At 71.6% G+C, this 13,738-nt stretch carries 13 protein-coding genes; 8 read left to right on the top strand and 5 right to left on the bottom strand.

Going from position 1 to position 13,738, the window contains the following annotated elements:
* Positions 1 to 130: 130 nt before the first annotated feature.
* Entirely contained in the window at positions 131 to 1,657 is a 1,527-nt protein-coding gene (locus ACFYXK_RS00065) for a streptophobe family protein (RefSeq protein ID WP_389409091.1), read from the bottom strand.
* Positions 1,658 to 1,932: 275 nt separating this feature from the next.
* Here ACFYXK_RS00065 and ACFYXK_RS00060 point away from each other — a divergent pair, with 275 nt between their 5' ends.
* Positions 1,933 to 4,485 carry an FHA domain-containing protein gene (locus tag ACFYXK_RS00060; protein WP_389409090.1) on the top strand — a complete coding sequence of 851 codons (2,553 nt, stop codon included), beginning with the start codon at positions 1,933 to 1,935 and terminating at the stop codon, positions 4,483 to 4,485.
* A gap of 115 nt (positions 4,486 to 4,600) precedes the next feature.
* Here ACFYXK_RS00060 and ACFYXK_RS00055 read toward each other — a convergent pair whose 3' ends face one another.
* Positions 4,601 to 5,305 carry a transglycosylase SLT domain-containing protein gene (locus ACFYXK_RS00055; RefSeq protein WP_389409089.1) on the bottom strand — a complete coding sequence of 235 codons (705 nt, stop codon included), beginning with the start codon at positions 5,303 to 5,305 and terminating at the stop codon, positions 4,601 to 4,603.
* Positions 5,306 to 5,793: 488 nt separating this feature from the next.
* Here ACFYXK_RS00055 and ACFYXK_RS00050 point away from each other — a divergent pair, with 488 nt between their 5' ends.
* The 3 genes from ACFYXK_RS00050 to ACFYXK_RS00040 all read left to right on the top strand — a co-directional run bounded on the left by ACFYXK_RS00050 (position 5,794) and on the right by ACFYXK_RS00040 (position 7,999).
* Positions 5,794 to 6,924, top strand: coding sequence for a GAF domain-containing sensor histidine kinase (locus ACFYXK_RS00050; protein ID WP_389409816.1), 1,131 nt, complete (start codon positions 5,794 to 5,796; stop codon positions 6,922 to 6,924).
* On the top strand, positions 6,917 to 7,558 hold the full coding sequence (locus ACFYXK_RS00045) for a response regulator (protein ID WP_389409088.1): 642 nt from the start codon (positions 6,917 to 6,919) through the stop codon (positions 7,556 to 7,558). The genes ACFYXK_RS00050 and ACFYXK_RS00045 overlap by 8 nt, the downstream gene beginning before the upstream one ends.
* Positions 7,559 to 7,753: 195 nt before the next feature.
* Entirely contained in the window at positions 7,754 to 7,999 is a 246-nt protein-coding gene (locus ACFYXK_RS00040; RefSeq protein WP_053791007.1) for a chaplin, read from the top strand.
* A gap of 64 nt (positions 8,000 to 8,063) precedes the next feature.
* Here ACFYXK_RS00040 and ACFYXK_RS00035 read toward each other — a convergent pair whose 3' ends face one another.
* Entirely contained in the window at positions 8,064 to 8,849 is a 786-nt protein-coding gene (locus tag ACFYXK_RS00035) for a hypothetical protein (protein WP_389409087.1), read from the bottom strand.
* Between the two features lie 145 nt (positions 8,850 to 8,994).
* On the opposite strand from ACFYXK_RS00035, the gene ACFYXK_RS00030 reads away from it, so the two are divergent.
* The 4 genes from ACFYXK_RS00030 (at position 8,995) to ACFYXK_RS00015 (ending at position 12,316) form a co-directional block, all read left to right on the top strand.
* On the top strand, positions 8,995 to 9,795 hold the full coding sequence (locus ACFYXK_RS00030; protein WP_389409086.1) for an ABC transporter ATP-binding protein: 801 nt from the start codon (positions 8,995 to 8,997) through the stop codon (positions 9,793 to 9,795).
* Positions 9,796 to 9,919: 124 nt separating this feature from the next.
* Positions 9,920 to 10,348, top strand: a complete 429-nt coding sequence (locus ACFYXK_RS00025; protein ID WP_389409085.1) for an NfeD family protein — start codon at positions 9,920 to 9,922, stop codon at positions 10,346 to 10,348.
* Between the two features lie 93 nt (positions 10,349 to 10,441).
* Complete coding sequence (locus ACFYXK_RS00020; protein ID WP_389409084.1) at positions 10,442 to 11,434, top strand: SPFH domain-containing protein; 993 nt, start codon at positions 10,442 to 10,444, stop codon at positions 11,432 to 11,434.
* A gap of 105 nt (positions 11,435 to 11,539) precedes the next feature.
* Entirely contained in the window at positions 11,540 to 12,316 is a 777-nt protein-coding gene (locus ACFYXK_RS00015; protein ID WP_389409083.1) for a sulfite exporter TauE/SafE family protein, read from the top strand.
* Positions 12,317 to 12,406: 90 nt separating this feature from the next.
* Here ACFYXK_RS00015 and ACFYXK_RS00010 read toward each other — a convergent pair whose 3' ends face one another.
* Together ACFYXK_RS00010 and ACFYXK_RS00005 are read right to left on the bottom strand one after the other, a co-directional pair.
* Positions 12,407 to 12,910, bottom strand: coding sequence for an HNH endonuclease (locus ACFYXK_RS00010; RefSeq protein ID WP_389409082.1), 504 nt, complete (start codon positions 12,908 to 12,910; stop codon positions 12,407 to 12,409).
* A gap of 149 nt (positions 12,911 to 13,059) precedes the next feature.
* Complete coding sequence (locus ACFYXK_RS00005; protein WP_389409081.1) at positions 13,060 to 13,593, bottom strand: YbhB/YbcL family Raf kinase inhibitor-like protein; 534 nt, start codon at positions 13,591 to 13,593, stop codon at positions 13,060 to 13,062.
* Positions 13,594 to 13,738 lie beyond the last annotated feature (145 nt).

Genomic DNA, 13,738 nt, shown 5'->3' with positions numbered 1-13,738 from the left:
CCGGTGCGGGCGCCCGGGGGACGGCGACGGGGTGAACGGGAACCGACGGGGAGGTGTCATGGGCCCTCGGGACGGACGGGCGGCCGAGCATGTTCGATTTGATACGCCCCGCCCCCCTTTATCCGACGGCTCAGCCCGGCGGCCCGAGCGGCGGCGGCGGGGGAGGGGGCGGAGGCGGGGTGAACGGCGGGCGGTGGGGCGGAGCCGGGCGCCCGGAGGGCCTGCGGGGCAGCCGCGTGATCGTGACGTCCCAGGAACCGTCGGGCTCGGCGTACGGGTCGGCGTACGGGTCGGGGTACGGCCCGGGATACGGGTTCGGCCCGGGGTCCCGGTCCGGGTACGGGCGCCCCGGCCGGGGCCGGTACGGGGCCGTCGGCGCCTCCGGCCCGGCCCCCGGCGCCGCCGGGACCGGCCGCGGCGGGCGGCGGAGCCGGGCCAGCAGCGCCCCCGCACCGCCCGCCGCGGCGCCCCAGGCCGCCCCGAGCAGCAGCGCGTACGGCGCATCGCCCCGCAGCTCCACCCCGGCGTCCACCGCGTCGACGCCGAGCACCGACAAAGAGCCGTCCAACGACACCCCCGTCAGCCACACCAGCCCCGCCAGCGCCACCCCGGTCACGGCCGACAGCCGCACCGCGCACTGCGGGATCCCGCGCCCCGGGGTCCGTACGGCGGCCAGCACACCGGCGCTGAGCAGCAGCAGCCCCACCCCCGCGACCAGCAGCCAGACCCGCGCGTCGTACTCCGCGAGCCGGGCCACCGTCACCGGCTCGCGCGCCGAGACCCCCAGCAGATCGTCCAGCGGATCCGGCAGCAGCCGGCCCAGCGTGCCCGTGGCCCGCCCGTCGAACGGCACGAACAGCCCCAGCAGCACCCCCGTCCAGGCCCCGTTCGGCGCCCCCAGCAGCGCGGCGCCCAGCACCCGCCGCGGATGCTCGTCCCCCAGTGCCGCCCACGCCGCCGCCGCCAGCCCGGCCGCCACCGCCACCAGCAGCGCCGACACCGCGGGTCGCAGCCGCGCGAACGCCGCCGGGCCGCGCCGCGAAGCCAGCAGCGCCACCGCCAGTACGGCCAGCACCCACACCGCCGCGCCCAGCAGGGTCGACCCGAACTCCACCGAGAACCCCACCCGGGCCTCGGTGTCGATCAGGTCGCCGATGCGGTCCGGGAGCAGCCCGCCGATGTCCCCGATCCCGGGGACCACCACCTTGGGCGGGGTCCTCGGCAGCCGCGGCCCGTCCAGGGTGACCACGTCGTGCCCGGCCCGGGCCAGCCCGCCCGCCGCGGCGACGAGCAGCACCGCCACCGAGACCGCCCGGGCGGCGAGTTCCCCCGGCCCCGCCCCGGTCCGCACCGAGCGCAGGAAGATCCGGGCCAGGACGAGCGCCCCGGCGAGCCCCACCCCGAGCGGCATGACGTCCAGTGAGGTCTGCGCGTCCGGCCCGGTGACCCCGAGGACCGACACGTCCCCCGACGGGGTCACCGTCCCCCCGATCGCGAGGACCACCACGGCGGCCGTCATCGCCCCGAGCGAGCCTCCCGCGGCGTCGGCGCCCAGCAGGTGGAGCCCCAGTGCGGCGACCCCGGCCATCACGACGAGGGCCCAGCCGGTGGCGGCGATGCCCGACAGGACCACGTCTCCCCAACGAATGCGGCGCATGCGTGCCCCCGATGCGTGCCGAGCGTGTGCGGCGGGTGTGGCGGGTGTGCGTGCCGGGCGGGACGGGACCGGCCAGGGCGAGAAGTCCCGTATCTCACTCTCCGGGTGACTTTCGACCCCGTCAACGGGCAGGCGTAGACGCCCCGGGAAGGCCCCGATTCCACATGTGGCCCCAGGCCTGAAATAGTTCCCCCGGATGTTCGCCATCCCTAGACTCCCTGACGTCGGACTCCCTGACGTCAGGGGGATTCTCGGGGGACCTAAGTGGGGCTGGAGTGCCGGAACTCGTACTGGAATTGAATGGAAGGACCTGGACGCTCGATCCGTCCAGGTCGTACTCGCTGGGGCGCGACCCCCAGGGAGACGTGGTGATCGATGACGCCAGGGTGTCGTGGCGGCACGCCACCATCGCCTGGAACGGCCGGGGTTGGGGCATCGAGGACCACGGCAGCACCAACGGCACCTACGTGCACGGCGCGCGGGTCCAGCAGACCGAGCTCGTGCCCGGCACGCCGGTCCACCTGGGCAACGCCACCGACGGCCCGCGGCTGAATCTGAGCGCCGCCGCCGCGCCGCAGCAGGCCGTACCGCAGAAGGCGGCCCCGGCCTACCAGGCCCCGGCGCCCGCCTACCAGGCCCCGGCCCAGCAGGCCGCCCCGGCGTACCAGGCCCCTGCCCAGGCGCAGCCGCAGCAGCAGGCCTGGCAGCAGCAGCCGCAGCAGGCCGCCGCCCACCAGCAGCCGCAGCAGCCGCACTTCCCGCAGCAGCAGGGCGGCGGCGCCGGCGTGCCCGCACAGGGTGCCGCTCCCGCGTACGGCGGTGACCGCAGCCCGACGACGTTCCACCAGATCGCCGTCGGCCGCGTCATGCGGATCGGCCGTGCGCTGGAGAACGAGCTGGTCGTCTCGGACCTCCAGGTCTCGCGCCACCACGCCGAGTTCCGCTCGGCGAACGGCCGCTTCGAGATCCACGACCTCGGCAGCCACAACGGCACCTACGTCAACGGCCAGCCGCTGCCCAAGTCCGGCACCGCGCTGCTCGGCCCGAACGACATCGTCGGCGTCGGCCACTCGACGTTCCGGATCGTCGGCGACCGGCTCGAGGAGTTCGTCGACACCGGTGACGTCTCCTTCTCGGCCCGCCACCTGACGGTGACGGTCGACGGCGGCAAGCAGATCCTCAAGGACGTCACCTTCGGCGTCCCGGAGAAGTCGCTCATCGGCGTCATCGGCCCCTCCGGCTCCGGAAAGTCCACGCTGCTCAAGGCGCTGACCGGCTACCGGCCCGCCAACGAGGGCGACGTCCTCTACGACAACCGCAACCTGTACAAGCAGTTCGCGGAGCTCCGCCAGCGCATCGGCCTGGTCCCGCAGGACGACATCCTGCACAAGGAGCTGAAGGTCAGCACGGCCCTCAAGTACGCGGCCAAGCTCCGCTTCCCCGGCGACACCGCCGAATCCGAGCGCGCCGCCCGCATCGACGAGGTCCTGCGCGAGCTCAAGCTCGACATCCACAAGGACAAGAAGATCACCGCGCTCTCGGGCGGTCAGCGCAAGCGCGTGTCCGTGGCGCTGGAGCTGCTCACCAAGCCCTCGCTGATCTTCCTGGACGAGCCCACCTCCGGCCTCGACCCGGGCATGGACCGCGACGTCATGCAGCTGCTGCGCGGCCTCGCCGACGACGGCCGCACGGTCCTGGTCGTCACCCACTCCGTGGCCGAGCTGTCGCTCTGCGACAAGCTGCTGGTCATGGCCCCGGGCGGTTCGGTCGCGTACTTCGGCCCGCCGGACGAGGCGCTGAACTTCTTCGGCTACACCACGTGGGCGGACGTCTTCTCGGCCTTCGAGAACTACCGCGACTACGACTGGGCCGGCCGCTGGAAGGGCTCGCAGCACTACCAGCTGTACGCCGCCGACCTCGACTCGGTCGCCCCGCAGCAGGTCGCGATGCCGCCGATGCAGCAGATGATGCCGCCGAAGGCGCAGGGCTGGGGCGACCAGCTGTGGACCCTGATCCGCCGCTACGTCTCGGTGATCGCGTCCGACAAGGGCTTCATGGCCCTGATGCTGATCCTGCCCGCGGTCCTGGGCATCGTCTCGACGGTCATCCCCGCGACCTTCGGCCTCGCGCCGCCGAAGCCGCCGTCCCGGTTCAACGGCGACGCCGGCACGATCATGCTGATCCTCTGCGTGGGCATGTGCTTCTCGGGCGCCGCGAACTCGGTCCGTGAGCTGATCAAGGAACGGGTCATCTACGAGCGTGAGCGCGCCACCGGTCTGTCCCGGTCGGCGTACCTCATGTCGAAGGTGATCGTCCTCGGCTTCATCACGGCCATCCAGGGCGCGGTCATCTGCGCCATCGGCTTCGTCCCGCGCGACCTGCCCACCGAGGGCCTGCTCATGCCGCCGGCCGTCGAGCTGTGCCTGTCGGTCACCGCGCTCGGCTTCACGTCGATGATGTTCGGCCTGGTGATCTCCTCGCTGGTGAAGACCGCCGAGAAGACCATGCCGCTGCTGGTCATGTTCGCGATCGTCCAGGTCGTCTTCACCGGCATCCTCTTCCAGGTGTACGACTCGCCGGGCCTGGAGCAGTTCGCCTGGCTGATGCCGTCGCGCTGGGCGGTCGCCGCCGCGGGCACCACGCTCGACCTCGGCAAGCTCATGCCGCCGTGGGACCAGCAGAACCCGACCAACACCGACCCGCTGTGGGAACACTCGGTCGCGCAGTGGGGCGTGAACATCACGATCCTGCTGCTCATCGGCGTCGCCTGCGGCTTCGCCGTGCAGAAGCTGCTGCGCCGCCACGAGCCCGAGGTCATGCGCAACTAGCCGGCACCGCTGCGCGCACCCTCCCCGCCACGAAACGCCTCAGGGCGGCACCCGGATACCGGGTGCCGCCCTGAGGCGCATGGGGGTTGCTACGCGTGCTGCCCGCCAGTGGCCCTTAGTAGGCGCTGTTGACGTTGTCGATCGAGCCGTAACGGTCGGCGGCGTAGTTGGCCGCGGCGACGATGTTGGCGACCGGGTGGTACTGGTCCAGCGGGGTGCCGGGGACGTGGTACGCGAGGAAGGTCGGCTTGATGACCTGGAGCAGGCCCTTCGAGGGGATGCCGTTCTGGGCGTTGATGTCCCAGTTGTTGATCGCCCGCGGGTTGCCGCTCGACTCGCGCATGATGTTCTTGTACAGGCCGTTGTACGTGCCCGGAATCTTGTGCGCCTTCATGATCGCCAGCGACTCCTTGATCCAGCCGTCAAGGTTGTTCGCGTAGACCGGCTTGCGGACGGTGGAGCGGCTGGCGGCCGCCTTCGCCTCGCGGTCCTTCTTCGCCTTGGCGGCGGCAGCGGCGGCGTCGGCCTTCGCCTTCGCGGCGGCGGCGGCCTTGGCCTTCACCGCGGCCTCGAGCTTCGCGGCCTCCGTGGCCAGCTTGGTCTGCGCGGAGAGGTGCTGCACGGTCTTGGCCTGGACACCCTCGACGGCCTGGGTCCACGCCACGGGGGCGGCGGCCACGGTCGTACCGGCGTCGGCGGTGCCGGCGGGGACGAGGGTGGCGGCCAGGGCGGCGGCGCCGATGGTGGCAACGGCGGCGAAGGACGTCTTGTGCGCCTTCGTCAGACGACGAATGTGGCCGGGGGTGCTGGTCTTGGACATGCGTAGCAACCTCTTCGAATAGCGGGAGCCGCAGGAAAGCACCGTTGGGATCCGAGATCCGCGGTGCTGTGCGACGGGAGCAATTCTTAGCGGCGGCAAAATCTTGTGGCAAAGGTGTGACGTACGATCCCGCTTAGTGGATCAGGGGGCGCCGACGAGCCCGGAATTCAGAGCCGTACGCTAGGCGCAGCAGTGCTGACACTGCCTTTACACGTCCACTAGGCGCCTTCGTAAGTGACGTGGGTCCTATGCGCGGGCTCACATCGGCCACGTAACGGTCTCACCATGCGTTGCTGAAGCAATGCGTTCCGTAACGGAATTCTCCACCTTGAGGACCACACACCCCCGCCGGCCCTCATACCCAAGGCAGACAAGAGCCCCGCGACCCCCTCCCCAAGGAGGAGGAAACCCCGCCCCCGGCCCTAGGGCTCGCGCCCGATCCCGCAGGTCAGAGCCGCTAGTACGGTGAGCCCATGACCGGTGATCCCGTGTTCGCAGGACCCCGCGGCGGCCTCGCCGCCGTGAGTACCGCGCTGCTCGCCATGAGCCGCCGGCTGGAGGTCCGCGACGTCCTGCGCACGATCGTCGTCTCGGCCCGCGAGCTGCTCGACGCCGAGTACGCGGCCCTGGGCGTCCCGGACGACCACGGCGGCTTCGCCCAGTTCGTCGTGGACGGCATCACCGAGGAGCAGTGGCGCCGCATCGGCCCGCTGCCCCGCCAGCACGGCATCCTCGCCGCGATGCTCCACCAGGACGGCCCCGAGCGGCTGGCCGACGTACGCGAGGACCCCCGCTTCGAGGGCTGGCCCGCCGCCCACCCCGAGATGTCCGACTTCCTCGGACAGCCCGTCCGCGACGGCGAGGAGACCCTCGGCGCCCTCTTCCTCGCGAACAAACGCAGACCCGGCGGCTTCACCGAGGAGGACGAGGAGCTCCTCGCCCTCCTCGCCCAGCACGCGGCGATCGCCCTCACCAACGCCCGGCTCTACGAGCGCAGCCGCGAGCTCACCATCGCCGAGGAGCGCTCCCGCCTCGCCCACGAGCTGCACGACGCCGTGGCCCAGAAGCTCTTCTCGCTCCGCCTGACCGCCCAGGCCGCCGCCGCCCTCGTGGACCGCGACCCGGCCCGCGCCAAGGGGGAGCTCCAGCAGATCGCCGCCCTCGCGGCGCAGGCCGCCGACGAGCTGCGCGCCGCCGTGACCGAGCTGCGCCCGGCCGCCCTCGACGAGGACGGCCTCGTCGCCACGCTCCGCGACCAGGTCCACGTACTCGACCGCGCCCACACCGCGCACGTCACCTTCACCTGTGACGGGGTACGGGCCCTCCCGGCGACCCAGGAGGAGGCGCTGCTCCGGGTCGCCCAGGAGGCCCTCCACAACGCCCTGCGCCACTCGGGCGGCGACCGCGTCGAGGTCACCCTCGCCCGCCGCGCCGCCGGAGCCGTCCTGACCGTCACGGACAACGGAAGCGGCTTCTCCCCTTCCTCGATCCGCGCGGCCGGGCGCCACCTCGGCCTGGTCTCCATGCGGGACCGGGCGAGCGGCGCCGGCGGCCGCCTCACCGTGCACTCGGAGCCCGGTACGGGCACCACGATCGAGATGGAGGTCCCCGGTGGCTGACACGCCCATCCGCGTCCTGCTCGTGGACGACCACCAGGTGGTCCGCCGCGGCCTGCGCACGTTCCTGGAGGTCCAGGACGACATCGAGGTGGTCGGGGAGGCCGCCGACGGAGAGGAGGGCGTGGCCCGCGCCGAGGAGCTGCGGCCCGACGTGATCCTCATGGACATCAAGATGCCGGGCACCGACGGCATCGAGGCCCTGCGCAGGCTGCGCGCGCTGGCGAACCCGGCGCGGGTGCTGATCGTCACCAGCTTCACCGAGCAGCGGACGGTCGTGCCGGCCCTGCGGGGCGGCGCCGCGGGATACGTCTACAAGGACATCGACCCCGACGCCCTGGCCGGAGCGATCCGCTCCGTCCACGCCGGGCACGTGCTGCTCCAGCCCGAGGTGGCGCAGGCACTGCTCTCCCAGGAGGAACAGCCCTCGTCGAGCCGGGGCGGCTCCCTGACCGAGCGGGAACGGGAGGTCCTGTCCCTGATCGCGGACGGCCGCTCCAACCGCGAGATCGCCCGTGCGCTGGTGCTGTCGGAGAAGACGGTCAAGACGCACGTCTCGAACATCCTGATGAAGCTGGACCTCACGGACCGCACCCAGGCGGCGCTGTGGGCGGTCAGGCACGGGATCACGGACTGACCGGACCGGACCGAACCGGACCGAACCGGACCGAACCGGGCCGGAGCGGGCCGGAAACGGACCGTCCAGCTCCGATCCCGGATTCATACGGTCGGGTGGATGTCGCCCACATGGCGTATCCCGTTCGTCGGATGACCGTTCTTCATGACGTGCCGCGGCGGCTGGCCGCGGCAGACGTACTGGAGGACGAAGAACGTGAAGAACATCAAGAAGGCCACTGCCGTCACCATGATCGCGGGAGGCCTCCTTGCCGCGGGCGCCGGCGTCTCCTCGGCGCACGGCGGCGCGTCGGCGGAGGGCGAGGCCGCGGGCTCGCCCGGCGTCGTCTCCGGAAACCTGATCCAGGCCCCCGTCCACGTCCCGGTGAACGTGGTCGGCAACACCGTCACCGTGATCGGCCTGCTGAACGGCGCCTGGGGCAACACCGGCGTGAACGCCTGACCCCGCCCCACCCACCGGCCCCGCTTCCCCCCACCTCTCCCCGGGAAGCGGGGCCGCGGCGCGTTCAGCCCCGCTCGCGCTCCTCCACCGCCGAGTTGTACGCCGCCACCAGCGCCCGCCGGGCCACCCGCTCCACCGGCCGCAGCGCCTGCGCCCTCGCCGCCATCTCCGACGCGGCCACCGCACCGCCCGGCCCGTGCTCGTACGCCAGCGACACCAGCAGATCCACCCGCTGCGCCAGCGACAGCACCCGCACCGCCCGCGCCGGATACCCCGGCGCCAGCACCTCCCGCCCGGCCTCCGCCCGCGCCCGGTACGCCGACAGCGCGGCCTCCGCCACCGGCCCCGACCCCGCCACGTCCAGCCGGGTCAGCACCACCGTCGCCTCGCGCAGCGCCTCCGCCAGCTCCCGCTCCGCCTCACCGAGCGACGGCACGTCCGCCGGCGGGGCCTCCCGTACCGGCAGGCAGTGCCAGGTCACCGAGACGTGCAAGTCCCCTGGGTCCGGCCCGGCCTCGGCCACCTCCGGCACCAGACCCAGCGCCGCGCCCACCGCGACCACCGCCTCCTCGGCCTCCAGGGCCCGCGCATTGAACTCCGCCGGCCCGCTCAGCCCCAGCGGATGCCCCGGCGCCGGCAGCGCCACCCGCAGCCCGGTCACCCCCAGCGCCCGCATCCGCCCGAGCGCCAGCGTGAGGCCCACCGGACCCGACTCGCCCGGCAGCCCCTCCACCCGGTGCACGGCGTCCTCGCCCACGATCGACAACACGGCCTCGTCGGGCGAGACCAGTCCGGCCAGCAGTGCGTTCCCCCAGGCGGCCAACCGCCCTGAACGTGGTTCGAAAAGCATTCCCCCACTTTACGGATCACCCCGGATCCGACCCCGCTGCGCACCTGGCGCCCGGACCCCTCGCCGAGTGGCGTAGGTTTTCCCCTGGGGCTGCGCCTACCGGTGCACAGACGAAACCGAGACTGCAAGGGGAGACAACACGCTCATGAGCGATGTTCTGGAGCTGGTGGACGTATCCGTGGTCCGCGAGGGCCGGGCTCTGGTGGACCAGGTCTCCTGGTCGGTGAAGGAGGGCGAGCGCTGGGTGATCCTCGGCCCCAACGGCGCCGGCAAGACCACGCTGCTGAACCTCGCCTCCAGCTACCTCTTCCCCACCAAGGGCTCCGCCACCATCCTCGGCAGCACCCTCGGCAAGCCCGGCAGCGACGTCTTCGAGCTGCGCCCGCGCATCGGCGTGGCCGGCATCGCGCTCGCCGACAAGCTCCCCAAGCGCCAGACCGTCCTGCAGACCGTCCTCACCGCCGCCTACGGCATGACGGCGACCTGGCAGGAGGAGTACGAGGAGATCGACGAGCAGCGCGCCCGCGCCTTCCTCGACCGCCTCGGCATGACGGACTACCTCGACCGGAAGTTCGGCACCCTCTCCGAGGGCGAGCGCAAGCGCACCCTGATCGCCCGCGCCCTCATGACCGACCCCGAGCTGCTCCTCCTCGACGAGCCCGCCGCCGGCCTCGACCTCGGCGGCCGCGAGGACCTCGTACGGCGCCTCGGCCGCCTCGCCCGCGACCCGCTCGCGCCGTCCATGGCGATGGTCACGCACCACGTCGAGGAGATCGCCCCCGGCTTCACCCACGTCCTGATGATCCGCCAGGGCAAGGTCGTCACCGCGGGCCCGATCGACCTCGAGCTGACGTCCCGCAACCTCTCGCTCTGCTTCGGCCTGCCGCTCGTCGTCGAGCGCAACGACCACGACCGCTGGACCGCCCAGGGCCTCCCGCTGCGCTAGGGGACGTCCCGGCCGATCGGCACGGCACCCCGGGCACGCTCCGGTGTGCCGTCGGGCGGGCACTGCCGGTACGGGCGCCGTCGCACCCTGTCCCGACCGGGCCCGCCCGACCTACCATGACCATGTGAACATCGACGCGTGGCTGTGGTGGCTCATCGGCGCGGTCGGACTGGGCATCCCGCTCGTCCTGACGGCGATGCCGGAGTTCGGGATGTTCGCCGTCGGTGCGCTCGCGGCCGCCGTCACGGCGGCCTTCGGCGGGGGAGTGGTCGCCCAAGCCCTGGTCTTCGTCATCGTGTCGGTGGCGCTCGTCGCCGTCGTGCGCTCGATCGCCAACCACCACCGCGAGCAGCGGCCCCAACACCGCACCGGAATCGACGCGTTGAAGGGCAGAAGCGCGCTCGTCCTCGAACGCGTCGACGGCAGCGGAGGCCGGATCAAACTCGCCGGCGAGGTCTGGTCCGCCCGCACCCTCGACGCGGACAGCAGCTTCGAACCGGGCCAGCAGGTGGACGTCGTGGAGATCGACGGAGCCACCGCGGTCGTGATGTGAGCTTGTGAGCCAAGGAGCCGACCCGCGGCGGCGAGGTCTGCGAGACTCGCCCAACGGGGCAGCACAGACAGCCGGAAGGGCACGGGGAACCGCATGTCATCGATCATCATCGTCCTGATCATTCTGGTGGTTCTGGTCTTCATCGCACTGGTCAAGACGATCCAGGTGATCCCGCAGGCCAGCGCCGCCATCGTCGAACGCTTCGGCCGCTACACGCGCACCCTCAACGCGGGCCTCAACATCGTCGTCCCGTTCATCGACTCGATCCGCAACCGCATCGACCTGCGCGAGCAGGTCGTGCCGTTCCCGCCGCAGCCGGTCATCACCCAGGACAACCTCGTCGTCAACATCGACACGGTCATCTACTACCAGGTGACCGACGCCCGCGCCGCGACGTACGAGGTCGCCAGCTACATCCAGGCCATCGAGCAGCTCACCGTCACCACCCTGCGCAACATCATCGGCGGCATGGACCTCGAGCGGACCCTGACCTCCCGCGAGGAGATCAACGCGGCCCTGCGCGGGGTCCTCGACGAGGCCACCGGCAAGTGGGGCATCCGCGTCAACCGCGTCGAGCTCAAGGCGATCGAGCCGCCGACCTCCATCCAGGACTCGATGGAGAAGCAGATGCGCGCCGACCGCGACAAGCGCGCCGCGATCCTCCAGGCCGAAGGTGTCCGGCAGTCCGAGATCCTGCGCGCCGAGGGCGAGAAGCAGTCCTCCATCCTGCGCGCCGAGGGTGAGGCCAAGGCCGCCGCGCTCAAGGCCGAGGGCGAGGCGCAGGCCATCCGCACGGTCTTCGAGTCCATCCACGCCGGCGACGCCGACCAGAAGCTCCTCGCCTACCAGTACCTCCAGATGCTCCCGAAGATCGCCGAAGGCGACGCCAACAAGCTCTGGATCGTGCCCAGCGAGATCGGAGACGCCCTCAAGGGCCTCTCGGGAGCAATGGGCAACTTCGGTCCCATGGGCGGCGGTTCCGGCTTCAACCCGCAGAACCCCGGCAAGTCCGCCGGAGCCGACGGGAACGGCGCAGGCACCGGCGCGAACGGCACCGACCGGCGCGAGCAGCCCCCGATCGACTGATCCCCGCCCACCCCGGACAGGCATCCCCTCCTGCATGATCAGTGAGGCCCCCCGACCTTCATGGCGGGGAGGCGACTCACTCATGCAAAGGGGATGGCCCAGTCCATGTCCATGTCCATCTGGGAATCAGCAGCGGTGTTCGCGGCCGGCATCGGCGCCGGCACCATCAACACCATCGTCGGCTCCGGCACGCTCATCACCTTCCCGGTGCTGCTCGCCACCGGACTCCCGCCGGTCACCGCCAACGTGTCCAACACCCTCGGCCTGGTGCCCGGTTCCCTCAGCGGGGCCATCGGCTACCGCAAGGAGCTCCAGGGCCAGCGCGGCCGCATCATCCGGCTCGGCGCCGTCTCCCTCGTCGGGGGACTCGCGGGCGCAGTCCTGCTCGTCACCCTGCCCTCGGACTCTTTCGACACGATCGTGCCCGTCCTCATCGGACTCGCCCTCGTGCTCGTCATCCTCCAGCCCCGCCTCGCCGCGGCCCTGCGACGGCGCCAGGAAGCCGCCGGAGGAGACACCGGACACCCCGACGGCAGCCCCGCCCTGCTCACCGGAATGCTGCTCTCCAGCGCGTACGGGGGCTACTTCGGCGCCGCGCAAGGCGTGCTCTACATCGGCCTGATGGGGCTGCTGCTCCACGAGGACCTGCAACGCATCAACGCCGTCAAGAACGTCATCGCAGCCCTGGTGAACGGCATCGCGGCCGTCTTCTTCCTCTTCGTCGCCGACTTCGACTGGACGGCCGTGCTCCTGATCGCCGTCGGCTCCACCCTCGGCGGCCAGATCGGCGCCAAGGTCGGCCGCCGCCTGTCGCCGACCGTGCTCCGCGCGGTCATCGTGACGGTCGGCGTCATCGCGATCGTCCAGCTGCTGATGCACTGAGCGACGTAGCGGAAGTACGTCGCCCAGCGCGCCGGCGATCATGCGTCCGGACGAGCCGGACCGGCCGGACCGGCGGCCGGAACGGCCCGACTAGGCGGAACGCTCCAGCCAGTCGGGCAGCACATCACGGCCCCCCACCCCCAGGGCCAGCAGCATGGCGTCCGCCGGAGACGGTACGAAGGGCTTCCGGAGGAGCGGCATCCCCGCCTCCTCCGGAGTCCGGGCCGCCTTGCGGTGATTGTCCTCGGCACAGGAGGCCACCGTGTTCAACCACGTGTCCCTACCGCCCTGGGCGCGGGGCAGTACGTGGTCCACGGTCGTCGCGCGCTTCCCGCAGTACGCGCACCGGTGCTGGTCCCGGACCAGCACCCCCCTCCGTGACCAGGGGGCATGTCTTCGGAACGGCACCCGTACGTACCGGCACAACCTGATCACCCGGGGCAGCGGAAGATCCATGGAGGCACCGCGCACGCGCAGTTCCGGATGCGACTGCTCGACGACGGCCTTGTCCTGGAGCACCAGGACCACAGCCCGGTTCAGCGTCACCGTCGACAGCGGCTCGAAACTCGCATTCAGCACCAGCGTGTCCCGCATCTCGCCCACCTCCCGTGTGCAGGCCCGCGACCACCCTGGCGGCAGGGCCCGCAACCACTCTGGCCGCGCGCGCCACGCGGGACAACGCAATAAAAATGCCCGGTCCTGGTCGTCTTTAGACCAGGACCGGGCAAACGCACGGCGAACGATCAGCTCGCGGGGGCCTCGTACTCACCGATCAACTGCGCCCGCCCCAACGAGTGGAAACGCAGATTGAATCCGACGACCGCCGGAGTGGTGTCGGCTCCGGGGCCCAGCTTCTCCTGGTCCACCGCGTACACGGTGAACACGTACCGGTGCCGCTCCCCGGCCGGCGGAGCCGCCCCGCCGAAGTCCCTCGTGCCGTAGTCGTTGCGTACGTGCACGGCCCCGGCGGGCAGCCCCTCGAACTTTCCGCTCCCCGCCCCGGCCGGCAGCTCGGTGACCGATGCGGGCAGATCGAAGAGCACCCAGTGCCAGAACCCGCTGCCCGTCGGGGCGTCCGGGTCGAAGCACGTCACCGCGAAGCTCTTCGTCCCCTCCGGAAACCCCTCCCACCGCAGATGCGGCGAGACGTTCCCGCCCCGCAGGACCTGGGCGTCACCCAGGTCCGCGCCGGGCTCGAGGTCCACGCTCTCCACGGAGAACGCGTGCACCCGAGGGTGGAAGTCGTGCGGAAGAGGTGCCCTGTTCTGCTCGGCCACTGCTGAACCTCCTGATCGCGAACCAGTACCGAACCAGTACCGGGCCCGAGCCTAAAGGGTGTTGCAGAAGGTCCGCCTCGGGCAGGCTGGGGTGTCGCTTGAGCTGCTGTTTCACCGCGTCGTGGTGAGGTTGTGCATGGTGGCG

This window comes from Streptomyces sp. NPDC002209 (assembly GCF_042890265.1).
GTDB lineage: Bacteria > Actinomycetota > Actinomycetes > Streptomycetales > Streptomycetaceae > Streptomyces.
This window is presented reverse-complemented; position numbering and strand designations above follow the sequence as displayed.

Coding starts and splice junctions, on each gene's coding strand:
- ACFYXK_RS00035 (WP_389409087.1), bottom strand. CDS start 8,849: ATGCTTTTCGAACCACGTTCAGGGCGGTTGGCCGCCTGGGGGAACGCA.
- ACFYXK_RS00030 (WP_389409086.1), top strand. CDS start 8,995: ATGAGCGATGTTCTGGAGCTGGTGGACGTATCCGTGGTCCGCGAGGGC.
- ACFYXK_RS00015 (WP_389409083.1), top strand. CDS start 11,540: ATGTCCATGTCCATCTGGGAATCAGCAGCGGTGTTCGCGGCCGGCATC.
- ACFYXK_RS00065 (WP_389409091.1), bottom strand. CDS start 1,657: ATGCGCCGCATTCGTTGGGGAGACGTGGTCCTGTCGGGCATCGCCGCC.
- ACFYXK_RS00010 (WP_389409082.1), bottom strand. CDS start 12,910: ATGCGGGACACGCTGGTGCTGAATGCGAGTTTCGAGCCGCTGTCGACG.
- ACFYXK_RS00055 (WP_389409089.1), bottom strand. CDS start 5,305: ATGTCCAAGACCAGCACCCCCGGCCACATTCGTCGTCTGACGAAGGCG.
- ACFYXK_RS00020 (WP_389409084.1), top strand. CDS start 10,442: ATGTCATCGATCATCATCGTCCTGATCATTCTGGTGGTTCTGGTCTTC.